Annotated in this window: 23 protein-coding genes, 1 tRNA gene and 1 rRNA gene; 10 read left to right on the top strand and 15 right to left on the bottom strand. The window is 37.8% G+C overall.

The window, feature by feature from the left end; genetic code table 11:
* Together NYQ66_RS06965 and NYQ66_RS06960 are read right to left on the bottom strand one after the other, a co-directional pair.
* Nucleotides 1-82: ribosomal RNA gene (locus NYQ66_RS06965) — 16S ribosomal RNA — on the bottom strand; the annotation flags it as partial.
* Between the two features lie 498 nt (nt 83-580).
* Nucleotides 581-651, bottom strand: a tRNA-Cys gene (locus NYQ66_RS06960).
* 622 nt (nt 652-1,273) lie between these two features.
* Here NYQ66_RS06960 and NYQ66_RS06955 point away from each other — a divergent pair.
* From NYQ66_RS06955 to NYQ66_RS06940, 4 genes are all read left to right on the top strand, one after another.
* On the top strand, nt 1,274-1,705 hold the full coding sequence (locus NYQ66_RS06955; RefSeq protein WP_259868253.1) for a YwnF family protein: 432 nt from the start codon (nt 1,274-1,276) through the stop codon (nt 1,703-1,705).
* A gap of 30 nt (nt 1,706-1,735) precedes the next feature.
* Nucleotides 1,736-2,338 (top strand): TetR/AcrR family transcriptional regulator, encoded by a 603-nt coding sequence (locus NYQ66_RS06950; RefSeq protein ID WP_259868251.1) that lies wholly within the window; start codon nt 1,736-1,738, stop codon nt 2,336-2,338.
* Nucleotides 2,339-2,528: 190 nt separating this feature from the next.
* Nucleotides 2,529-4,472, top strand: coding sequence for an efflux RND transporter permease subunit (locus NYQ66_RS06945; RefSeq protein WP_259868249.1), 1,944 nt, complete (start codon nt 2,529-2,531; stop codon nt 4,470-4,472).
* 2 nt (nt 4,473-4,474) lie between these two features.
* Nucleotides 4,475-6,301, top strand: coding sequence for a YhgE/Pip domain-containing protein (locus NYQ66_RS06940; RefSeq protein ID WP_259868247.1), 1,827 nt, complete (start codon nt 4,475-4,477; stop codon nt 6,299-6,301).
* Between the two features lie 89 nt (nt 6,302-6,390).
* Here NYQ66_RS06940 and NYQ66_RS06935 read toward each other — a convergent pair whose 3' ends face one another.
* The 5 genes from NYQ66_RS06935 to NYQ66_RS06915 all read right to left on the bottom strand — a co-directional run bounded on the left by NYQ66_RS06935 (nt 6,391) and on the right by NYQ66_RS06915 (nt 9,463).
* Complete coding sequence (locus NYQ66_RS06935; RefSeq protein ID WP_259868246.1) at nt 6,391-7,257, bottom strand: SDR family oxidoreductase; 867 nt, start codon at nt 7,255-7,257, stop codon at nt 6,391-6,393.
* Between the two features lie 162 nt (nt 7,258-7,419).
* On the bottom strand, nt 7,420-7,740 hold the full coding sequence (locus tag NYQ66_RS06930; RefSeq protein ID WP_259868245.1) for a hypothetical protein: 321 nt from the start codon (nt 7,738-7,740) through the stop codon (nt 7,420-7,422).
* A gap of 140 nt (nt 7,741-7,880) precedes the next feature.
* Nucleotides 7,881-8,024, bottom strand: a complete 144-nt coding sequence (locus tag NYQ66_RS06925) for a YjcZ family sporulation protein (protein WP_259868259.1) — start codon at nt 8,022-8,024, stop codon at nt 7,881-7,883.
* A 66-nt stretch (nt 8,025-8,090) separates the two neighbouring features.
* Nucleotides 8,091-8,183: a YjcZ family sporulation protein gene (locus NYQ66_RS06920; protein ID WP_259868244.1), complete on the bottom strand. Its 93-nt coding sequence runs from the start codon at nt 8,181-8,183 to the stop codon at nt 8,091-8,093.
* A gap of 269 nt (nt 8,184-8,452) precedes the next feature.
* Nucleotides 8,453-9,463 (bottom strand): iron-hydroxamate ABC transporter substrate-binding protein, encoded by a 1,011-nt coding sequence (locus NYQ66_RS06915; RefSeq protein ID WP_259868241.1) that lies wholly within the window; start codon nt 9,461-9,463, stop codon nt 8,453-8,455.
* Between the two features lie 171 nt (nt 9,464-9,634).
* Between NYQ66_RS06915 and NYQ66_RS06910 the strand changes: the two genes are divergently transcribed.
* Genes NYQ66_RS06910 through NYQ66_RS06900 form a run of 3 tightly spaced genes read left to right on the top strand, consistent with a single transcriptional unit; the run spans nt 9,635 to nt 12,728 of the window.
* On the top strand, nt 9,635-10,681 hold the full coding sequence (locus NYQ66_RS06910) for a FecCD family ABC transporter permease (protein ID WP_259868238.1): 1,047 nt from the start codon (nt 9,635-9,637) through the stop codon (nt 10,679-10,681).
* Nucleotides 10,681-11,691, top strand: coding sequence for a FecCD family ABC transporter permease (locus tag NYQ66_RS06905; RefSeq protein WP_259868235.1), 1,011 nt, complete (start codon nt 10,681-10,683; stop codon nt 11,689-11,691). Before NYQ66_RS06910 ends, NYQ66_RS06905 begins: the two co-directional genes overlap by 1 nt.
* A gap of 38 nt (nt 11,692-11,729) precedes the next feature.
* Entirely contained in the window at nt 11,730-12,728 is a 999-nt protein-coding gene (locus NYQ66_RS06900) for an NAD(P)/FAD-dependent oxidoreductase (RefSeq protein WP_259868232.1), read from the top strand.
* A gap of 63 nt (nt 12,729-12,791) precedes the next feature.
* On the opposite strand, the gene NYQ66_RS06895 is transcribed toward NYQ66_RS06900, so the two are convergent.
* The gene (locus NYQ66_RS06895; protein ID WP_311202006.1) at nt 12,792-13,418 is read right to left on the bottom strand and encodes an HAD family hydrolase; all 627 of its coding nucleotides are present in this window, start codon (nt 13,416-13,418) and stop codon (nt 12,792-12,794) included.
* Nucleotides 13,419-13,585: 167 nt separating this feature from the next.
* On the opposite strand from NYQ66_RS06895, the gene NYQ66_RS06890 reads away from it, so the two are divergent.
* Nucleotides 13,586-14,332, top strand: a complete 747-nt coding sequence (locus NYQ66_RS06890; protein ID WP_407652057.1) for a YqcI/YcgG family protein — start codon at nt 13,586-13,588, stop codon at nt 14,330-14,332.
* A gap of 78 nt (nt 14,333-14,410) precedes the next feature.
* On the opposite strand, the gene NYQ66_RS06885 is transcribed toward NYQ66_RS06890, so the two are convergent.
* On the bottom strand, nt 14,411-15,166 hold the full coding sequence (locus tag NYQ66_RS06885) for a helix-turn-helix transcriptional regulator (protein ID WP_259868226.1): 756 nt from the start codon (nt 15,164-15,166) through the stop codon (nt 14,411-14,413).
* A 118-nt stretch (nt 15,167-15,284) separates the two neighbouring features.
* Between NYQ66_RS06885 and NYQ66_RS06880 the strand changes: the two genes are divergently transcribed.
* The gene (locus NYQ66_RS06880) at nt 15,285-17,207 is read left to right on the top strand and encodes a right-handed parallel beta-helix repeat-containing protein (RefSeq protein WP_259868224.1); all 1,923 of its coding nucleotides are present in this window, start codon (nt 15,285-15,287) and stop codon (nt 17,205-17,207) included.
* Nucleotides 17,208-17,258: 51 nt separating this feature from the next.
* On the opposite strand, the gene NYQ66_RS06875 is transcribed toward NYQ66_RS06880, so the two are convergent.
* Nucleotides 17,259-17,414 (bottom strand): hypothetical protein, encoded by a 156-nt coding sequence (locus NYQ66_RS06875; RefSeq protein WP_259868222.1) that lies wholly within the window; start codon nt 17,412-17,414, stop codon nt 17,259-17,261.
* A gap of 720 nt (nt 17,415-18,134) precedes the next feature.
* The gene (locus tag NYQ66_RS06870; protein WP_259868221.1) at nt 18,135-18,242 is read right to left on the bottom strand and encodes a YjcZ family sporulation protein; all 108 of its coding nucleotides are present in this window, start codon (nt 18,240-18,242) and stop codon (nt 18,135-18,137) included.
* Between the two features lie 248 nt (nt 18,243-18,490).
* Between NYQ66_RS06870 and NYQ66_RS06865 the strand changes: the two genes are divergently transcribed.
* Nucleotides 18,491-18,850 carry a putative zinc-binding protein gene (locus tag NYQ66_RS06865; protein WP_259868220.1) on the top strand — a complete coding sequence of 120 codons (360 nt, stop codon included), beginning with the start codon at nt 18,491-18,493 and terminating at the stop codon, nt 18,848-18,850.
* Between the two features lie 56 nt (nt 18,851-18,906).
* Here the strand turns inward: NYQ66_RS06865 and NYQ66_RS06860 are convergent, their stop codons facing one another.
* The 4 genes from NYQ66_RS06860 to NYQ66_RS06845 all read right to left on the bottom strand — a co-directional run bounded on the left by NYQ66_RS06860 (nt 18,907) and on the right by NYQ66_RS06845 (nt 21,342).
* A complete protein-coding gene (locus NYQ66_RS06860) occupies nt 18,907-19,386 on the bottom strand; it encodes a DUF1189 domain-containing protein (RefSeq protein ID WP_259868219.1) in 480 nt (159 codons plus the stop codon).
* Nucleotides 19,387-19,428: 42 nt separating this feature from the next.
* The gene (locus NYQ66_RS06855) at nt 19,429-19,668 is read right to left on the bottom strand and encodes an indolepyruvate ferredoxin oxidoreductase subunit alpha (RefSeq protein WP_259868218.1); all 240 of its coding nucleotides are present in this window, start codon (nt 19,666-19,668) and stop codon (nt 19,429-19,431) included.
* A gap of 2 nt (nt 19,669-19,670) precedes the next feature.
* The gene (locus NYQ66_RS06850; protein WP_259868215.1) at nt 19,671-20,225 is read right to left on the bottom strand and encodes an NADPH-dependent FMN reductase; all 555 of its coding nucleotides are present in this window, start codon (nt 20,223-20,225) and stop codon (nt 19,671-19,673) included.
* 172 nt (nt 20,226-20,397) lie between these two features.
* Nucleotides 20,398-21,342, bottom strand: coding sequence for a bifunctional riboflavin kinase/FAD synthetase (locus NYQ66_RS06845; protein WP_259868212.1), 945 nt, complete (start codon nt 21,340-21,342; stop codon nt 20,398-20,400).
* Nucleotides 21,343-21,388: the final 46 nt, after the last annotated feature.

The raw sequence follows: 21,388 nt of genomic DNA, 5'->3' as shown, positions 1-21,388 counted from the left end.
CAGCTTGTTTCCTGCGCTCGACTTGCATGTATTAGGCACGCCGCCAGCGTTCGTCCTGAGCCAAGATCAAACTCTCCATAAAGTGTTTGAGTGTTCACTCATTCAAAAAACTAGCTTTTTTCTTGCTTGACATAAATGATTGTTTTGTTCAGTTTTCAAAGATCAATGTGTGTTGTTGTTTTTTTTGCGACAACCTCTATATATTATCAGGTTGTACACTTATTGTCAACAACTTTTTTATTTAACATTCCATCGCCTCGAAAGCGACTAGAATAATATATCACATTATTAAATTATAAGTCAACTACTTTTTCATAAGAAAATAGTCATTTGAAATAAAGTAACTACCACTTTTGGTGGCAGAGATATACTATAGCACGGTTCCGTAACTAAAAGCAATATCATTTTTCAAACTAATTTTTCATAATCAAAGAATAAATAAATCTTAGCCGGCTATATAATGAAGAGATAGAATTCTATCGATAGTAATTAAGTAACTTATTCATTGGATGGATTCCCAAAAAAGCTACCTATATAAGGGTTGGTGTGAACTTCATTTAAATGAAGACAAACAAAAAAAAGGCGGCAACCGGATTTGAACCGGTGATAAAGGTTTTGCAGACCTTTGCCTTACCACTTGGCTATGCCGCCATAAAAAAGTGAAAGTCACAATCTGTTACAGCATCGCACCATAACCTTCGAACCCATAAGGAACGGATTTACAGTCCGCTGCGTTTGACCACTTCGCCATCCCTTCAATATTTATACTACATTCGTAATCTATGCACCCAATTATCCAAATGTGACTCCTTTTTATTAATAAAAAGCAAGACAGGTTGCCTGTCCTATTAGTTTAACAACCTATTGCCCCTGTTTAACTACACCACATGTTGTAAATAGTGAAAACTTTTTCGAACGCTCTGTATTGCTATGCCTGTTATATAGAAGAAACTCGATAAATTCTGCGACATCAATTACACCAAGTTGTATAAACACTATTTGCCCAATAGCGTAACTACTAACGCTACAAAGCTAATGTCTTTCATATCCGGTGCGAGCATGCTATGCCTATAATCCATGCGCAACAATAACTACTACTTTAACTCGTGAATCCACCCTACATCTGCCACTGGAAACAAAAGAACCGTCCCTCTGTTTCCATTTTCTTTTTCCATTGACAGGTGACACGGTGTCACTTATAATTATTTTTGTTATATGACAACGTGTCATAATTGAATTCACCTACGTTTATATAGATGGGAGGAAAAGACTTATGTTAGTTTCGACAACTGATGAACCGCATTTTATCAAAAGAGAGTTGGAGAAGCTGGAAGAGGTAATAAAGCCAATGACTAAGAAAGTTTCAAAGTATTCTTTTTGGGCGATGCCACTCATCGTTATTTCTTTCTTTCATTTATTCATCCTATTGTTTGTAATGCCTAAGGTTCAAATCATCGAAGCATTATTTTATGCATTACTTGGTGCAGTTGGTTGGGCATTTCATAAAGAGGCTAAATATCAACAGAATGTATTATGGCAACAAAGCTCTGCTTTTATTATAGAGAGAATTAAAAATAGCAACGTGGCATCCCATACGTTAAAGAAAAAATATACAACATTACTACAAGATCATCCAACACAATCTGTCATGTATTTCATTGAATTTTTAAAAGAAGAACACAATCAAAGATTATCCCATTTCTAAAAAAGCATAACAAAAAGGATGAAACATCTAATGCCAAAGATTACTTTTCACAACTTACCAAACGATAAGAAAGAACTATTAATTCAAGCATTGCGCAAAGAATTTTCAAGAGTACCGTTATTTGAAGCATCGATCGCTAATATAATTAAAGCGGCTAACATTCCACGCGGTAGCTTTTATCAATATTTTGATGATAAAGAAGATGCTTATTACTATTTATTAAGTGAATTAACGAACCAAGTAAAAAATCAATTTTTATGGGTACTTAAAAAGCATAAGGGAGATCTATTTGAAGCAGTTATTGAATTTTTCAAGACTGTGATTGAAGAAGAAGATAATTATTCCTTTATGAAAAATGCATTTCTAAATATGAATCATAAAATTGAAGAAACATTATCCGAGATATTTGCAAATAAGGAAACTGTTGATCAATTTGATCTGATACAAAAGCAGATAGACAAAGAAAGATTAAATGTATCTTCAAATGAAGATTTAGTACACGTGATGACAATCATTTCTGCCGTTACCTTCCATAACTTTATTGAACGTTTCTCAAGAGATATCACGAATGAACAAGCGCTCCAAAACGTTAAATCGCAAATAGAGTTATTAAGAGTAGGATTAGAGAAATAGTAGAGATTTGCCCCTTCTACTAGATGTTTAGTTAGCATTTTGCAAGGCGAAATTGAAAGGTAAGAGAGGATGAAGACCTATTAGCACGGCAGCACGAATTATAAAACATAAAAAACTCGTCGTTATTGCTTTTATAACAATAACGATTATTAGTGCCATCGCACAGTTTTTTGTATCAGTAAACTACAATATGGTTGATTACTTGCCAGATGACTCTCCGTCCATGGAAGCAATGAACATCATGGAACAAGAATTTGATGGATCTGTTCCGAATACAAGAGTCATGATTCATGATGTTTCCGTAGCAGAGGCACTTGAGGTCAAAGAAGCACTAGCCGCTGTTGACGGTGTAAGTGATGTTACCTGGTTAGATGATGCGATTGATATAAAAACACCATTAGAAATGGCAGATCCAGATACAGTCGAAACATATTATAAAGAAAATAACGCCCTCTTTTCATTTAGTATTCGTGACGGAGATGAGGTAGCAATTACGGATGAAATTTATGAACTAATTGGGGAAGAAAATGCGATGTCAGGGGAAGCATTAGATACAGCCACTTCACAAAAAATGGCTGGAAACGAGTCCCTATATGCTGCCGCTTTATTAGTACCAATTATCATTTTAATACTAATACTATCCACTACATCTTGGATGGAACCTGTCTTTTTCCTAACAGCGATTGGGGTTTCTGTCTTGATTAACCTTGGAACAAATATTTTTGTTGGAGAAGTATCGTTTGTGACACAATCCGTTGCACCGATCCTACAGTTAGCTGTTTCGTTAGACTATGCTATATTCTTGCTTCATAGTTTTCAAGATTATCGAAAACAAACATCGAATCCTGCAGAAGCGATGCAGCTTGCTATGAAAAAATCTTTTCCAGCAATTACAGCTAGTGCAGCGACCACCTTCTTTGGATTTATTGCGCTATCCTTTATGAATTTTGAAATCGGATCCGATTTAGGTATCAATCTAGTAAAGGGAATTGTTTTAAGTTTCATTAGTGTTATGGTCTTTTTGCCTGCTTTAACATTAATGTTTTATAAATGGATAGATAAAACAGAACACAAGCCTTTACTACCAAGCTTAAAGGGTATTGGCGGAACAGTATTGAAAACAAGAATCCCTAGTATAATTATTGTATTTATCGTGATCATCCCCGCGTTTCTCGCACAATCACAAACGAATTTCATTTATGGAATCGGTGAGCAACCAGAGACGACAAGAGCAGGAAGTGATATCGTCAAAATTGAAGAAACATTTGGCAAATACACGCCAATGGTGGTACTTGTTCCAAAAGGCGATGTCGCAAAAGAAGAGAAGTTGGTGCAAGAGTTAGAAAACCTTGAACCTGTGACAAGTGTACTTTCGTATGTAAGTGCTGTTAGTTCTGTCATTCCGCCGGAGTATCTGGGTGAATCTATTACAGAACAGTTTTATTCGGACAACTACAGTAGAATTATTTTGCATACAAATGCAGGTAATGAGGGTGCTGAGGCATTTTCATTAGTGGAAACAGTAAAGGACAATGCGGCTAGTTATTATCAAGATGATGCCCACGTACTCGGTGAAAGCGTCACGTTATATGATATGAAACATACGGTTGAAAAAGATAATACACTTGTCAATTCACTGACAGTGATCGCCATTGCAATTGTTCTAATGATTACATTTAGATCAATTTCGATCCCAATCGTATTATTACTTACCATTCAGTCTGCTGTGTGGATTAATTTATCGGTTCCTTACTTTACCGATTCTTCCTTAGTTTTTGTAGGTTATTTAATTGTCAGTACGGTTCAGCTTGCAGCGACTGTCGATTATGGAATCTTGCTTACAGAGGCTTATAAGGAACATCGTAAGGAGATGCCTTCGTTCAGGGCGATGAAGAAAACAATTGATGAAAAGATATTTTCGATCGCAGTATCTGCATCGATTTTATCAAGTGTTGGTTTTATTTTAGCCCTCACTTCGTCAAATCCAATTGTGTCATCGATAGGACTATTGCTCGGGCGTGGTGCATTACTTGCCTTTATTATGGTTGTTTGTTTCCTACCGGCGATGCTATTGGTATTTGATCGATTTATTGAAAAAACAACATGGAAAGCAAATTTTTATAAGGGGAAATGATGATGAAAACGAAACGAATACTACTTGGCTCTATGGCTGCTATGCTTGTTTTGCCGTCATTTCTAGTAACTGCAGCTTCTGATGAAAGCAACGCAGAAGAAAATAATATCGGGCAGCAAGATGGAAGTCTCTCCTATAAGGATGAAGTCATATATGCAGCATTACAGGCAACTGGTGAACAAGATGAAATGTATGTTGTGAATAATTTTGAGGTTACAGAAGCTGGAGAAATAGTAGACTATGGTAGTTATGATAGTCTTAAAAACCTTACTAACTTGGACGAAATAGAGCAAGCTGACAATAAAATTATATTTACAGCTCCAGAAGGGAAATACTATTATCAAGGGAATATGGATGATGTTCCATTACCATGGAACATTGATGTCTCTTATTGGTTAGATGACAAAGCAATCACTCCTGACGAATTAGCAGGGAAAGATGGGCATGTTGAAATTAAAATAGAGACGTCTGCCAATGAGCAGGTTGACGACGTATTTTTTAACAATTACCTGTTACAAATTTCACTTACACTTGATCCTACCGTCTTTACAAACATGGAAGCAAAAGACGGGATGGTTGCTAATGCAGGGAAAAATAAGCAAATTACGTTTACTGTTATGCCTGAGAAAAATGGAAACCTTAGTCTTGAAGCTGATGTAGTCGACTTTGAGCTACAAGGGATCGACATTAAAGCTGTCCCTTCATCTATGTCAATTGATTCTCCCGATATGGAAGATATGACGGGTGATATGGCGTCGTTGACGGACGCAATCGCTAAAATCAATGATGGTGTTTCCGATTTAAATGGCGGTGTTACAGACTTGAACGATGGCGTATGGAGCTTACGTAATGGGTCATCTGAATTTAATGACGGTATCAGTGACATTAATGGGTCATCATCTGAGCTTATAGAAGCATCTGCTGCTATTAAAAATGCTTTAAAGGAAATGAGCACTTCACTAGAAAATTCGGATGAAATGGAACTTAGCGGTTTGGAAAAGCTCGTTGGTGGACTCTCAGAAATGGCTACCGGACTGAATGAAACCGCTACGGGACTAGACTCATTAAGAGATAACTACATTGCTGCATATCAAGGATTGGATCAAGCAATGGCCGCCATTCCATCTTATGAGATAACTGATAAAGAAATAGAATCACTTCCTACTAGTGGAGCTGATCAAGAAGAGGTCGTTGATCAATTAGTCGAAACATACAAGGCAGCACAAACGGCAAAAGGAACGTACACTCAAGCGAAAGAAGCCTTTGATGCTGTAGGTCCTTCTCTCTCTAATACTAGTACAGGGTTTGCTGAATTGGAAAAGAATCTAACTACAATGGTTGATGAACTTACTTCTTCCATAGCGGGTATGGATGTTTCCGAATCATTAGGCCAACTACAAGAGGGCTTATCTCAACTTTCTACGAACTATGAAGAATTTCATGTTGGTCTCGGAAGTTACACAGATGGTGTTGGCCAATTGGCTCATTCTTACAGTCAGTTACACGATGGGATAGTGGATGTTTCTGTAGGAACATCCGAGTTAGAAGACGGTGTCGGTGAGCTTGCTGAAGGTACGACAGAATTAGAAGAATCAACTAGTAATCTACCTGATGAAATGCAAGAAGAAATCGATCAGATGATTGCTGATTTCGAAAACAGTGACTTTGAACCTGTATCTTTTGTCTCTCCTAGCAATAACGATAAAATCAACAATGTTCAATTTATCATTAAAACGGAAAGCATTGAAAAAGAAGAACAAGAAGAAACAGAAGAACAACCAAAGCAGGAAAAAGGATTTTGGGAGCGTTTGATGGATTTGTTTAAATAATAGAGAGGACAGCTAAATAAGTCCCCCTCTACCCATACCAAAATGAGGCGAGAGAACATTATCTCTTGCCTCATTTTTATTTTTTAGATTTATTTAGAAATGCCTTTGACAATCTCCGGAAGTGCTTCTTGAATTGGCGTAGCTGGTCGCCCGATAAGTTTTTCAAAGTCCGTACTTTCTACTTCTAACGCTCCGTCTCTGATACCTTTTTGAATCTCGACTAACATCGGCACAACAAAGTCAGGGACACCTGCTTCTTTCATTATTGCTGCATATGTTTGATCATCCACTTGTTGCACTGGAATGTCCTTATCTAATACTGATCCCAGTGTAGACGCAAACTCCTCTTGACTTACTAGCTTTCCAGATAGCTCATAAATTGTATTTTCATGCCCCTCACCAGCAAGGACAGCAGCCGTCGCCTCGGCATAGTCTCTTTGTAATACCCAACCAACTTTCCCTGTTCCTGCAGCTGTTACCCAGGGCGCTCCTGCCAGGACACCTTGAATAGTCGAGACTTCATTTTCTAAGTACCAATTATTGCGTAAAAAGGAATACGGAATACCTGTTTGTTTAATTGCCTTTTCGGTAGCAACGTGCGGAGGTGCTAGAAACATCGTACTATTATTCGCATCAGCAATACTCGTATATGCGATAAATTTCACCTTTGCTCGTTCTGCCGCAGCGACTGCATTCGTATGTTGTTTGATTCTTGTCTCTGTATCACCATCAGTTGATATAATCAGAATTCGGTCAATCCCTGCAAATGCAGTGTCTAACGATTCCGAGTTATCAAAATCACCTTTTCTAACATCTACACCTTGCTCACGTAAATGTGTCGCTTTTTGAGGATCTCTTACACTAACAGCCAACTGGCTTGCCGGTATCTTTTGTAATAATATATCTACAATTTTGCCACCTAGTTTTCCAGTGGCACCAGTCACTAAAATTTTCACTTGAGTTCCTCCCTTTTCATTTATTCTATTTATATTTGATTACATCTTAGTTACAAGTTAGATAATTGTCAAACATCATGAACGCAGGGACGGTTCTTGTGTTTCCATTTTCAAAATAATTGAAAAATGGAAACACAAGAACCGTCCCCATGTTTACACAGCTTATCCTATGAAAAGTCGAAGTGCGCCTATGGTGATGCCTGCTACACTTATTCCAACGCCAATAATCCATTTTATTAGTTGAAGTTGTATCTGATTATTATAGGATTCCATCTTATTTTCTATTTTATTTACGAGTGCATTTGCTTCTTCTTCTGTCATAAATCTTTTATCACCAATCGTTTTCTCAATAAGTACTAGTCCCTCATGCTTGCCAATTTTATGGTCAAGTTGATCCTGGAGCTCTTCTATTTCTTTAGCGTTTTCTTCCATTTTCACTTTCATTACTTTAACTTCTGCATTTATTTTTTCGTATCCATGCATATTAACCCCCCCCAAAGGTGATTACTTTATTTTTATGTAAGGATTCAAATGAAGTGTGGGGGGTTGTCTAAAAAAATGAAGTTTTAATTAATATGAACTAAGAAAAACCCCTGTCATCAAACAGGGGGTAGCTTTCTATATTATGCCCAAGTTGCACCAACAATGATTAGTAGAATGAATAGTACTACGATTAATGCAAATCCAGTAGTACCTGTTCCTGTTCCATAGCCATATCCTCCGTAACCATAGCCACCTGCGCACGGATTACAACCATAATTATACATCATGATAGACAACACTCCTTTCAAGATTGTGTGTTATTTCAGGTCAAATCTCGGACAAATCAATTATTATACATAGCCGCCAGCGCCAACAATAATCAATAGAATGAATAAGACTACGATAAGCGCAAAGCCACCGCCAAAGCCTGTTGTTGCACTCATTAAAATAACACCTCCTAATGTGTTATCTACTTATACCATATGTATTTACCCATTTGTTGGAAAGGCGGATGCCTAGATAGGCGTAAATTAGGCGTGTGACTATATCTTTGGAAGTACAAAATGTATGGAGTGGTTCATTCGTCTAAGTAATTACTATGATTTGGCTTCTCGTTTCCCTTATGAACAAAAAAAGAAGAGGGTATCAATTACCCTCTCGAATGTTATTTTTTTTATTTAGTAAACATAAGAACCGTCCCCATGTTTACGTTTTACTCTGCTATTTCTGCTAGGATGTTGTCGATCATTTGTGTGCTAGCGATTGGGCCTGTGTATAACCAGCTCGTTGTTGATTCGTATTCGTAGATATTACCATTCTTAACCGCTGGGATGTTTTGCCAAATGTCATCTTGTAACATTTCAGATCCTGTTCCTTTGTCACTATTTACTAGGAAAATATGATCTGCATCTAGTTCTGCTAACTTCTCTAGTGAGATTTCAGACCAGTTTGCTTCTGAGCTTTCAGAAATTTCTGTTACCACATTTGGTACAGTTAATCCTAAATCATTGTATAATACGTCACCACTGGACAGGTTTTCACTTACAATGTAGAACGTGTTACTAACTAACCATAATGCTGCAACTGATTCATCGCCAATCGATGATTGAATCTCTTCTTTTGCTGCTGCGGCTTTTGCCTCATAGTCAGCAAGAATTTGCTCTGCTTTTTCCTCTTGACCAAATACTTTACCGATTTCTAATAACTCATCACGCCAATCATTATTTTGCTCTGAGCCAATTACATATGTCGGTGCAATTCTGCTATATTGATCATATTTGTTTCCTTCGACCATACTTGCAGAATCCATAATAATTAAATCTGGATTAAAGCTAGTTACCGCTTCTAATGGAAGGTCATACGGAATAGTTGGTACATCTGCTAGACCATCTTGCAAATAATCTTGAATACTAGCGCCATCACTAACCGACCACTGTGCAACTGGTGTAATACCTAAAGCTACTAAGTAGTCTTCTAGGTAAGAAGCAATAACACGTTGTGGTTCAGCTGGTACTGTTACCTCGTTCCCCATTGCATCAGTTAACGTTCTTTCTGTTGCTTCACTTTCCGTATCCGTTTCTTCCTCTTCACTACTATTAGCTTCATTCTCGTTCTCGACATTAGATTCACCATTTTGCTCCGTTTGTTCTTCATTATCATTTCCACAGGCTGCTAACACTAGGCCAAGCGCCATTAAGATCATTAATATGTACAACTTCTTCATGTTGATGTCCCCTTTTTTATTTTTTAATATAAAACAAATGATAACAATTATCATTATCATTTGCAACAACTATTTTATCCTTATTATTGCCAATGATTGCTCGATTATCGCTTTTATACTATAATGATAACGATTATCAATTACATAAGCTATTTTTAGGAGCATACATTTATGGCGAACAACACATCAGAAAATATCGTTTCCAAACAGAAACCACCCACATCAAGGCCCATTCTAGCAACCTTTATTTTATTTGGTGGAATTGCATTATTAGTCCTTTCCGTTGGTGGATCAATTTTATATGGTGCCTCCAATATTGATTTTATAACGATATGGCAAAGTTTAACTAACTTTGATGCAAGCTCCACTGCGCATCAGATTATCAGAGGCCTACGAATTCCTCGAGCGCTTGCTGCTGCATTAATTGGTGCAGGACTCGCCATGTCTGGGGCGATTATGCAAGGTATGACACGCAATCCACTTGCATCACCATCTATTATGGGTGTTACGGCTGGGGCCTCCTTTATGATGGCAGTTGCACTTGTAGTCATGCCACAAGCATCCAATTTTGTAATGATGTTATGGGCGTTTGGAGGTGCAGGTATTGGTGTTGCGATTGTTTTTGGTGTAGGATCGATCTCCAAAACTGGATTAACTCCGGTAAAACTTGCGCTTGCAGGGACAGCTGTGACTGCGTTACTTAGTTCTTTGTCATCGGCAATCGCGATTCATTTTAACATCGCAAAAGATATCAGTTTTTGGTATGCGGGCGGGGTTTCTAGTGTGCAATGGATGCACGTTCACATTTTAGCTCCTGTTGCATTAATTGGTTTTGTTATTGCCTTATTTCTAGCAAACTCCATTACGGTATTAAACCTTGGAGATGATGTTGCAAAAGGGTTAGGACAGCAAACTATTTTTATAAAAATAACAGGTACACTCGTTGTATTGTTGCTAACAGGTGCAGCAGTTTCTGTTGCAGGCACAATTGGTTTTATCGGGTTGGTCATACCTCATATTACACGCTTTCTTGTCGGTGTTGATTACAGATGGATTATCCCATGTTCTGCAGTATTAGGTGCTCTATTGTTAGTGATTGCAGACACAATTTCTCGTATGGTAAATCCACCATTTGAGACACCAGTAGGAACGGTGACTGCACTGATTGGTGTTCCTTTCTTTCTTTATTTGGCACGACGTGAAGGGAGAGGAATGTGATGAAAGCACTGAAAAGTCGAACAAGAAGAACTTTACTCGTTGCCATCATTCTAATGATGGGGATGTTAGGAACGCTATTAATCAATCTTAATCTCGGTGTAGTCGCAATCTCTCCTATTGAAGTGATGAAAACGCTAATCGGACAAGGTACGGAAAACAATAGCATGGTGCTTTTCCATTTTCGATTACCTCGGATTGTGATTGCGTTATTGATTGGCGCTGCTATGGCTATATCAGGAGCCATTTTACAAAGCATTACCCATAACGAATTAGCTGATCCTGGGATAATCGGAATTAATGCTGGAGCAGGTTTTGCGGTTGTTTTATATATTTATTTGTTTCAAGGTGCTGGAGCTTCCACAACATCCGTATTTCTTTTACCACTTACAGCACTAGCTGGTTCGATGTTGGCGGCGATCCTTATTTATGCTATTTCATGGAAAAATGGCATTACCCCAATTCGACTTATTTTAGTTGGAATTGGGATTAACAGTGCATTTGCAGCTTTAATTATTATGTTTCAGTTGAAAATGGATCCAAATGATTTTACCCGAGCCACAGTCTGGCTATCCGGAAATATAGCAGGAACAGATTGGACATATGTACTTGCATTATTACCATGGGTACTACTTCTGATCCCTTTAGCAATCTACCAATCAAACATGTTAAATACACTCCATTTAGGGGATGACATTGCAAAAGGCTTAGGCACAAATGTGGAGCGCCATCGTTTGTTCTTACTTTTTATCGCGGTTGCACTTGCGGGCTCTAGTGTTGCTGTCGGTGGTGGAATTGCTTTTATAGGACTCATTACACCGCACTTATCGAAAAAATTAGTCGGTACGAATCACGCTTCATTCCTTCCGATTACTGCTTTAATGGGTGCATTCATACTATTACTATCAGATACAATTGGTCGAAATATATTATCGCCCTCCGAAATACCAGTTGGACTAATCGTATCGCTAGTTGGGGGAAGTTATTTCATTTATTTACTCATGAAAAGCTAAACATTAGAGAAAAAGACTACGAATAAAGGGAGATTCTTATGACTGACACTAGCAATTTGGACGATGTGATTATTATTGGCGGAGGTTCAACCGGATTATATACCGCTTTTTATTGTGGCATGCGAGGAATGAAAACGAAACTGATCGAGTCTGACACGGAGCTAGGTGGAAAGGTAGCCAAATTCCTGCCAGAAAAACTAATTTATGATATAGGTGGGATCCCACAAATCACGGGTGATGAACTAGTAAAACAAACGATCGATCAGGCAGCGAAACACCAACCTACGATTGTGCAAAATGAATGGATTGAAACAATTAAAAAAAATGAAGATGGTACTTTTTCCTTAACTTCAAAGGAAGGAATGGTTCATCATTCAAAAACCGTTATCATTGCAACAGGCACAGGTAAATTTGATACGGTGCAACCAGACATATCAAATATAGAGCTTTATACGGGTAAAAGTCATCATTATACCATGAAAAATCCACAGCAATACGTTGGAAAACGTGTGATGATCTGCTCGAACAATCGAATTGGGGTGGACTGGGCACTAACTTTAGAAGGAATTGCAGAACAAGTTTATCTTGTAAACAACAAAAAAACTTTCCAAAATGCCGCCGATGTCGAGCTAGAACAACTTGACAAGTCTTCTGTCGTCGTAAAACTAGCGAGTGAGATTGGTCAACTTGATGGGGATGAGGGTTGGTTAGATCAGATTATAATTAAATCAGAACAGGCGGCCGTTGAACAAATCGATGTGGATCATTTATTAACCTATCATGGTCTGAAAATGAATCCCACTCCTTTTGACAATTGGGGGCTTGAAACGGATAGCAATCGCGTAGTAGTCGATCATTTTATGGCAACCAATATTGAGGGGATTTTTGCTGCAGGAGACGCAACATCCTATCCAGGTAAAACGATGCTCATTGCCTCCGGTTACACAGAGGCACTAACCGCCGTAAACAGTGCAAAAAAACACCTAGAACCAAACGCACCCAGCACCGTCTACAGCACCGTCATCTATCGTAAATAATGGAAACAGGGGGACGGTTCTCCTGTTTCCATTTTTTTATGGTCACTGACCCACTTGTTTGCTCTATACTAGTTCAAGTAGCTGATCAAATTTATGAATAACCAAATCACATCTATTTACTTTTCCAAAGCCATAGCTTGCATAAACAAAAGGTATCCCCACTTCTTTTGCAGCTTGTTGGTCACCTTTAGTATCACCAACATAAATTGGATCAGATAAAGCGTTCCGTTCCATAACTAACTTAATGTTTTCAGCTTTCGAAAGTCCTGTTCTCCCTGGATTCTCATAATCTTGGAAATATTTTTCTAACTTATGATAAGTGTAAAAGGCTTCAATATAACCGTCCTGGCAATTACTCACGATATAAAGTTGATATTTTTCGAATAATAACTTTAAGCTTTCTTCTACTGTTTCATACAAGTCTCCACCATATCTCCTCAAATACTCATTTTCCATTTCACAACAAGCATTGAGGACTTTCTGTTGCTTGTCTTGTTCAAGGTCCGGCAGTAATCTTCTACCGACTTCATCATATGGCAAACCCATCACTTGTTTTAGATCATCAGTTGTAATCGGTGTCTCTAGTTGTTTTTCTCTACTTACTACTTTATTCCAAGCATTCACAATTGTATTTCTTGAATCCCACAACGTTCCATCCAAGTCAAAAATAATGCTATCCAACTTTACCACTCCTACGTTTCGGTCATCAGGGTAATCTTTAATAAACAATAGATTGTTGCTTTTTATATTTTAGCACCTCAATTATGTAAAAGCTCCCAAGCCCATTTTCACTTAAGATAATCACCCAATAACACCATACCTGAATACATTATATGGAGCTATTGGAGGTGATTATAATCAGTGTACTATATACAGACAATCCCACTAATAGGAAGGAACTAGCGCATTGGGAAAGTGAGACACTGGAAAGATTCGAGAGAAAAATGACAGATAAACAAAAGCCCTTCCCTTGTATTCCAGCAACGATAGGCTTCTCCACAAATCAATTGCGATATGGTTTTGTAGGAGACCCTAGAAACGAGGAAACGATTAGCGATCTTGCAGATATGTTACGTAATTATACGGAAACCTCAAGAGAATATGGAAACTACACATCACTCATTGTGTTTTATGACTTGCCAAAAGATATGAAAAGTTCCTATTCCGTCGAAGATTATGAACAATTATTTTGGAAACAACTAAGTGCTTTACATGAAATAGATGATGTGGATTGGCCTGAAGACATCCCCACTGATCCACATAATCCAATTTGGGAGTTTTGCTTTCACGGAGAGAGGTTTTTTATGTATTGTGCAACACCTGCACATGTGAATAGACAGAGTCGGTATTTTGATGTAATGATGCTCGCCATTACACCTCGATGGGTGTTAGAAGAGTTCAACCAATCACCCAAACATGCCTCCAAAATAAAAACTGGCGTGCGAAATAGATTAAAAAAATATGACAGCCTTGATGTGCACCCTGATTTAAACAGTTATGGAGCGGAAGATAATTTTGAATGGCGACAATATTATTTACGAGATGACGATACCGCTTTATCCAAATGCCCATATCATAAGTTTATAAGATTATTTAAAAAATAATGAGGACAGTTCTTGGAAACGCAGGGACGGTTCTTGTGTTTCCATACTGGAAACGCAAGAACCGTCCCCCTGCTTACACTACTGCAACTCTCTATATTGTTTCGGAGAGTGGTTCGTTATTTTTTTGAAATTGCGGTTAAAGGAGCGTAGATTATTGTAGCCACAATTGATTGCAATCTCCCCTATCGTTTGTTGGCTATTTTTCAATAGATAACAAGCCTGGGATATTCGATAATGATTTAGATATTCTGTAAAAGTCATGTGGGTCATTTGGACAAACAGCTTTGATAAGTAAGGGTAATCATATTGCAAATGTTTAGAAACAGCTTTTAGCGTACATTCGTGCATATAATGTCCATCAACATAAAGTAGAATCTTATGTAGTACCTTCGTTTTTGTTGAATTCTCAACAGCAACAAATGAAGTATTTTCTACTAAAGTACTGCAAATATCATACAAGAAGCTCTTTTGCCTATAAATAGAGTTCAGTGCATCCAAGTCTGACGCACGCTGTAAATGAATAACATTATTCTCCGGTATATACCCCTTGTAATTCATAAAAAAATGTCCAATTAATTCGGGTGTAAAAATAACAATCGTAATATTTGAATGGCCCGTTGTTCTAAATTCATGCATTTGATTATTAAAAATAAACGCGAGATCGTTTTGCTCTAATACGTAGTCTTTTTGGTCAATTGACAATTCCAACTGTCCCTCATTAACGATAATTAGCTCATAAGCTCGGTGAAAATGGAGTGGAAAGTTGTAATTTACTAGTTGAAAAAATTGAAAGGACTCTGTTTCTTCTACACCGTGATGTTCAAAAAAGACCACAAACCTATCCCCCTGTAATAAACACTAATATTGTCTTATATTATACTATATTTAGAATAGAATGGATTACTATTTACTCCTATAATGAAGCTAGATTTGTTTTGAAGGAGGAAGTACAATGACTTTTGAATATCATGTAGCTAAAAATGGTTCTGATCATAATGAGGGAACAAAAGAGAATCCTTTCTTAACCATCAATAAAGCAGCAACTGTTGCTGTTGCAGGAGATACCGTTATTGTCCATGGGGGTGAATACCGTGAATGGGTAAAACCAAAAAATGCAGGATTAAGTGAGTTTAGAAGAATTACGTATCAAGCAGCCGAAAATGAAAGCGTAGTCATCAAAGGCTCCGAACAAATTAAAGATTGGGAACAAGTCGAAGGAACAGTTTGGAAAGCTGTCATCTCTAATGAATTTTTTGGCGATTACAACCCATATACAGAAAAAATATTTGGAGATTGGGTAGTGTACAATCCTGGCAGACATTTAGGTGATGTGTACCTCAATGGCAAGTCTTTTTACGAGGCTGAAACAATGGAGGAGTTACATAATCCTACGAAGAAAACTGAAGTGTTAGATCATTGGACTAAGACAGTTGTACCTGCACATCAACCCGAGCAGACACAATATGTTTGGTTAGCTGATGTTGATGATAAACATACAACGATTTATGCTAACTTCCAGGATTCTAATCCAAATGAAGAATTAGTCGAAATCAACGTAAGAAAATGTGTTTTTTATCCCGAAGAGACTGGCATAAATTATATTACGGTGAGAGGTTTTGAAATGGCACAAGCTGCAACGCCATGGACACCACCTACCGCTGACCAGCCTGGTCTAATCGGACCGCATTGGAGTAAAGGTTGGATCATTGAGGATAACATTATCCATGACTCTAAATGTAGTGCGATTAGTATCGGAAAGGAAGCATCAACTGGTAACAACTTTCGGACAAAGCGCAGAGATAAGCCAGGTTATCAATACCAATTAGAATCTGTTTTTCTTGCTCAAAAAGCTGGATGGAGTAAAGAAAAGATTGGATCGCATATCATTCGAAACAATACCATCTATGATTGTGGTCAAAATGGGATCGTTGGTCACCTTGGTTGTGTTTTCAGTGAAATTTATAATAACCATATTTATAATATTGCACTTAAACGTGAATTTTACGGACACGAAATTGCCGGTATTAAGTTACACGCAGCGATTGACGTACAAATTCATGACAACCGCATCCATGATTGCTCCCTAGGCACGTGGTTAGATTGGCAAACCCAAGGAACAAGAGTGAGCAGAAACATATTCTACCGAAATAATCGTGACTTGTTTGTTGAAGTAAGTAGTGGTCCTTATATTGTAGATCACAACATTTTAACTGCCGATTATGCGCTAGACAATCACGCCCAAGGTGGAGCCTATATCAATAATATTATTCGTGGAAAAATGGTACAACGCAAAATGCTCGATCGCTCCACGCCATATCATGCACCACATAGTACTGAAGTGACTGGATTTGCTGTTGTTTATGGTGGGGATGACCGCTTCTTCAATAACATTTTCGTTGGTGACGAAGGTATTGAAAATGTTGGTACGGCACATTTTAACGGTTATACGACATCACTTGAGGAATACATCAATACGGTACACCGTGAAGACGGCGACCATGAACAATTTAACAACGTAGAGCAACCTGTTTATATTAACAATAATGCTTACTTCCATGGCGCGGAGTCGTTTGAAAGAGAAAATGATCGACTAGTGGCAGAAACATTCAATCCAGAAATTGAAATCAGTGAAGATGGAAATGAAGTCTATCTTTCCATTACGCTTCCAGATGGTTTTGAAAACATGGTTGGCGAAGTACACTCAACAGATACGTTAGAAAGAGTACGAATTGTTGATGCAGACTTTGAAAATCCTGATGGAAGTGCAGTTATTGTAGATACAGATCTTCTAGGAAATGTTCGAGAAGATAAGAGCGTTTTAGGCCCACTTGTTGGTTTAAAAGCTGGTAAAAATCGAATTAAAGTTTGGGGATAAAGTATTGTTTAAAGGCTGTCGTATTTTACGGCAGTCTTTTTATGTTTTCATTTACATCGATGTCGTGTAGAACTCTATAATCCATACAATCAAGTAAAGTGGTGTAGCAACAATAATGCCCCCTGCAAGGATATAACTAAATGGCCTTAATATAATAGTGAAAATAGCATAGATTAGTTCTGCTAGACGATCGACAATTTTTAGCATGGCTGGTGTTATCCTCCTATTTCTTAAAGTTCTCCTTTTTAATGAAAGTAAAGATTAATAAAAATAAGCATACTCGAGAATATCTATTCGAAGGTTAGAAATTCAATCTCCTTTTTTAATTATAAACCCGATGTTCAGTTATCAGTAAATTATCATAAAACCGAAAAAACTAATTATCCATAGTAAAGGTAATAGATTAATAATGATAGCAAACCGCTTCTTTTTTGATCGAAACCCCCATGCCAATATCGAGCCAATTATGATTGCAACAGGATATAGAGTTATGCTTAATACGAACGATGCATTATAAACATTGACTCCCATATCAAAGCTCATAAAAGACAGTCCCCAGATAGCCAGCCATGGTAATAAAGTAATTACGTATAGAATTTGAGTAATGATTAGATATACCTTCACGAATTCACCTCATAAATTAAATTCTCAAAAAACATATATGTGAATTTATCATACTTCGATTAGTCGCAAATCACAATATAACTTCATCACTTTCCGCCGGGTAAAAACGATAATTCATCTGATACTTATTATGCGTTCTTTCTTCCACCCCAATCACTCCTCAATTTCAGCATAATACATAACATATGCCTACATGAGGGTTTGTTGCTTGTCATATATGTCCTTGGAGGAGACATCCACAAAAAATAAATAAGGGATATAACAAAGTCTCCTTTGTCATACCCCTTACCCTACATTTAATTATTAGTATGCGCCATATCCTCCTACATAAGAAGTACCAATAATAATTAGAAGGATAAACAAGACAACGATCAATGCGAAGCCACCACCATAGCCGTATGTTTCACCCATCTTTTAGCCTCCTTTTTCACTTGATTCCTTATTATACTATTGCAAAAAGGCTAATATGGAAGGGCGTTTGCCTCATATCTCCCAAATTTTTAACACGGGAATAAAATAACATCTGTAGTTCTTCAGACGAGGGTGATTTGTTAAATAATTTGTCATATCAGTGACTCTCCTCACAGTTTTCTGTCTACAAATCATTTAGAGTTATACTGTGCGAATTTTTAGAAAAATAAAAATAAGGGAGGAGAAATATGAGGAAATCAAATTTACCAATCGTTTATTCATGTTCTGGATGTTCATCAGCTGCACAGACAGCAAACCAAATAGCAATGAAGATGGATCGAAAAGGGATGGCGGAAATGTCTTGCATTGCAGGGGTAGGTGGGGATGTTAAATCCTTGGTAAAAACGGCACAATCAGGTAGAGACATCCTAGCGATTGATGGATGTATCTTATCCTGTTGTAAACATTCATTAGCTAGACATGATGTAGAACCCATGCATCACTTTATTCTTGCTGATTTTGATGTACCGAAGAAAAAAGGGGTTGATCCGGATCCTGTTTTGACAGAGAAAGCTTACAATGAAATTTTAGAACGTAGTGGTTTTTGACAAAAAAGCATGAGTAAAGTACTTGGACAAGGGTATAATTCCCCTGTCCAAGTACTTTATCCAACCTTCGGATAGATCACAATCATTTTGTAGAGTAGGTAATAGAGGCCACCGATTAAAAGAATCGTCACAATGCCATAATCTAAACCAATCGTACTTAAGATTGCATAGATCGTGAATGGAATGGTCATAGCATAAGCCGTCATTTTCCATAACTGTTGATACTTAAGTTTTCGCCTAAGCAACTGTTTTAACAAGAGGGCAAAGCCAGCCAACACCGATACCAACGTGATCGCAACAAAAAGAATCATCAAAGGATAAAATACAACCATTTGGATGATAAATATGCTTGGGTCGATTCCCTCCGGCCTATTTTGTGACTCCATCATTCCCATTAAGCTATCCGGTAAAAGAAGTAAAAACATAAGAACAAATACATACACAATTGTATTTCGCATACTGATACGGTTCAATCGAAATAGCGCTTCTTTTTTAGGCAAAAGCAAACTATTTTTCAAAGAGGTGAATAGCTCCACTTCACTTTCCTCCATCTATGTTAATCGTTCGTCCTACCTCTTCTACCTATTTTCAAAGAACTTCTCAGCCTTCTCAAGGAATGGCTCTTGTTCTGGTGTTAAGTCGTATTCTTCTACAATTGCGTCGACTGGACAAACAGACACACACGCCCCGCAATCGATACAAATATCTGGGTCAATATAAAACTGGTCAGGTCCTTCTTCTATGCAATCAACTGGACATACCGTTGCACATTCTCCTGCTTTTTCTGTTTGACATGGTTCTAAGATTACAAATGCCATTGTTAAGTATCCTCCTTCATAAAACGTTTATTTTTTTGTTGTAAATCAACCATTTCATTCGCTAATAACTTGATCCGTTTCGTAACTTCTTCATCTATAATTTCATTTTCGTCACTAAAAGAGTCATTATGAACAAATACATTCGTGGTTGGAACTAAACCCTTAAGGTAGGCAAGAACCGGTTTCAGGTGATATTCGGATACAAGAAAGTGTTTTTCTACTGCACCGGTCGTGATAATTCCTGTCACTTTACCCTTAAATGCATCCACCTCAAAATGATCAAGAAGGTTTTTTAACGCACCTGTAATTGACGCTTGGTAAATAGGTGTACCAAATACAAGGAAATCTGCATTTAGAATCTTGTTAACCACTTTAAAGGTATCTTCATTATAGTAAGCTAACGGCTCCCCACGAACGAACTCCACTTCCACATCTCTTAAATCAATCAATTCTGTTTCTATATTGGAGTCAATCTCTTTAGCAGCCTCTAACACATGGTGAATCACAACATTCGTCTTCCAACCGGCTAAAGCACCGGCAACACCAACCAACTTCATAACCATCGCTCCTCCCTAAAATGTGGATGGAAACAGGGGGACGGTTCTTCTGCGTCCAAATTATGGGTCGAGTATAATATAAGAATTCCCTGCCTATTTAATCATCAGCTTTATCGTGAACAGAAGAACCGTCCCCCTGCTTACGAGAACTGTCCCTCTGTTTCCTTTATGTTCAATCGGTAGCAAGTAGTTGTTCTGCTTGGATTCGATCTTGTTCCATTTGTTCGATTAGGTCATCTAAATTAGTGAACTTGATTTCTTCACGTAAGTAACGCAAAAATGAAACGGATACAGTTTGATCATATAAATCTCCAGAATAATTAAGAATATGCGCTTCGATTAAGTAGCCTTGTCCATTTACGCTTGGACGATACCCTGCGCTTATTAACACATCCCTATAATCTGTAATAACACCGTCTTTATAAATGCCAACTACCCCTAAATATACACCTGGCTTAGGCTCAACGAATGCTTCCATTTCGCCCATGTTAATGGTAGGAAATCCTAGCTTTCTTCCCATCTTTTGTCCGTGTACGACAATACCTGTTACAGTAAACGGGCGCCCTAATAAGGATTGTGCCGCTTCCATCAGTCCTTCTTTTAACAACCCACGTATTTTCGTGCTACTAATTGGTGTACCGTTAATTTTTACAAGCGGCACGACAACTACTTCGATATTTCTTTCCGTACAAAGGCGGATTAACGCATCTGTACTTGACGAAGCTCCCTTACCAAATCGAAAACCCTCCCCAATTACAATTCGCTTCACCTGCAACTGAGCTAAATGCTCCTTCACAAAAGCTTCCGCAGTTGTTGCAGCATATTCTTTCGTAAATGCCACACGATAATACCTTCCTACTCCGTACTGCTTTAGCAAGGTGAACTTATCTCGATCTGGGGTAATTTTCTTTTCGTAAGCTTCATCCTGTCTTAAAACCCATAGTGGCTGATCAGAAAAACCCATTACAGCTAATGTCTCTTGAGAAGAATCCATCTTTTCCCTGGCCACCTGAAGAATCAGCTGGTGTCCTTTGTGTACACCATCAAATTTCCCAATCACTAGTGTTAACGGCGTCGAATCAAGAGGTGGTTTTTCTTTTACATCGATAATATCCATTTCCATCCCTCTACTTTATCATCAATAAAATTTTATCATCAAGAAT

The sequence above is a fragment of the Aquibacillus koreensis genome, from assembly GCF_025154055.1.
Classification (GTDB): Bacteria; Bacillota; Bacilli; order Bacillales; family Amphibacillaceae; genus Aquibacillus_C; species Aquibacillus_C koreensis.
This window is presented reverse-complemented; position numbering and strand designations above follow the sequence as displayed.

Bases quoted from the DNA above. Each gene is read 5' to 3' on its own strand.
- NYQ66_RS06955 (WP_259868253.1), top strand. From the start codon at position 1,274: ATGTTAGTTTCGACAACTGATGAACCGCATTTTATCAAAAGAGAGTTG.
- NYQ66_RS06950 (WP_259868251.1), top strand. From the start codon at position 1,736: ATGCCAAAGATTACTTTTCACAACTTACCAAACGATAAGAAAGAACTA.
- NYQ66_RS06945 (WP_259868249.1), top strand. From the start codon at position 2,529: ATGGTTGATTACTTGCCAGATGACTCTCCGTCCATGGAAGCAATGAAC.
- NYQ66_RS06940 (WP_259868247.1), top strand. From the start codon at position 4,475: ATGAAAACGAAACGAATACTACTTGGCTCTATGGCTGCTATGCTTGTT.
- NYQ66_RS06930 (WP_259868245.1), bottom strand. From the start codon at position 7,740: ATGCATGGATACGAAAAAATAAATGCAGAAGTTAAAGTAATGAAAGTG.
- NYQ66_RS06925 (WP_259868259.1), bottom strand. From the start codon at position 8,024: ATGTATAATTATGGTTGTAATCCGTGCGCAGGTGGCTATGGTTACGGA.
- NYQ66_RS06920 (WP_259868244.1), bottom strand. From the start codon at position 8,183: ATGAGTGCAACAACAGGCTTTGGCGGTGGCTTTGCGCTTATCGTAGTC.
- NYQ66_RS06915 (WP_259868241.1), bottom strand. From the start codon at position 9,463: ATGAAGAAGTTGTACATATTAATGATCTTAATGGCGCTTGGCCTAGTG.
- NYQ66_RS06910 (WP_259868238.1), top strand. From the start codon at position 9,635: ATGGCGAACAACACATCAGAAAATATCGTTTCCAAACAGAAACCACCC.
- NYQ66_RS06905 (WP_259868235.1), top strand. From the start codon at position 10,681: ATGAAAGCACTGAAAAGTCGAACAAGAAGAACTTTACTCGTTGCCATC.
- NYQ66_RS06900 (WP_259868232.1), top strand. From the start codon at position 11,730: ATGACTGACACTAGCAATTTGGACGATGTGATTATTATTGGCGGAGGT.
- NYQ66_RS06880 (WP_259868224.1), top strand. From the start codon at position 15,285: ATGACTTTTGAATATCATGTAGCTAAAAATGGTTCTGATCATAATGAG.
- NYQ66_RS06875 (WP_259868222.1), bottom strand. From the start codon at position 17,414: ATGCTAAAAATTGTCGATCGTCTAGCAGAACTAATCTATGCTATTTTC.
- NYQ66_RS06870 (WP_259868221.1), bottom strand. From the start codon at position 18,242: ATGGGTGAAACATACGGCTATGGTGGTGGCTTCGCATTGATCGTTGTC.
- NYQ66_RS06865 (WP_259868220.1), top strand. From the start codon at position 18,491: ATGAGGAAATCAAATTTACCAATCGTTTATTCATGTTCTGGATGTTCA.
- NYQ66_RS06855 (WP_259868218.1), bottom strand. From the start codon at position 19,668: ATGGCATTTGTAATCTTAGAACCATGTCAAACAGAAAAAGCAGGAGAA.
- NYQ66_RS06850 (WP_259868215.1), bottom strand. From the start codon at position 20,225: ATGAAGTTGGTTGGTGTTGCCGGTGCTTTAGCCGGTTGGAAGACGAAT.
- NYQ66_RS06845 (WP_259868212.1), bottom strand. From the start codon at position 21,342: ATGGATATTATCGATGTAAAAGAAAAACCACCTCTTGATTCGACGCCG.